Raw genomic sequence first — 428 nt, 5'->3', positions numbered from 1 at the left:
TCGTTCTCGTACGGCGTGGTCACGCGCACGCTCGACGCGTGCGCCGTGAGCCAGCCCTCGTGCTCGCCGATGTCGAGCAGGACCGAGAACACGCCCTTCTTGGCGCTCGGGCCCGGGTACAGGTTGTACGCCCAGACCTCGTGCAGCACCTCGGACCGGTTGTGCACGACGACCTGGCGGCTGTCGAAGTGCGTGTGCCGGAACGGCGGCGCGACGTAGAGGATCGAGCGGGGCGTGAACGCGCCGATCTCGTCGAACGTCACCCAGCCCTGCAGGTCGACGAGCGTGAGCGCGAAGAACGCGCTGTTGAGCGGCACGATCGCGAGCGACGGGTACCCGAAGTGCGGGCCGCCGGCCTTGAACGGCACGACCACGAGCTCCTGCGTGCCGAGCCACTCGAGCGTCTCGGCGCGCGTCGGGTCGAACTC

At 69.4% G+C, this 428-nt stretch carries 1 protein-coding gene; it reads right to left on the bottom strand.

Features of this window, described 5'->3' with window-relative positions; genetic code table 11:
* A partial coding sequence (locus G3I71_RS48180) for a DUF4914 family protein (RefSeq protein ID WP_164325297.1) occupies positions 1-428 on the bottom strand: 428 nt, incomplete at both ends.

The organism is Streptomyces sp. SID12501, assembly GCF_010550245.1.
Lineage (GTDB): Bacteria > Actinomycetota > Actinomycetes > Streptomycetales > Streptomycetaceae > Streptomyces.
The sequence above is the reverse complement of the archived record's forward strand: the minus strand, read 5'-3'. Positions and strand labels throughout refer to the sequence as shown.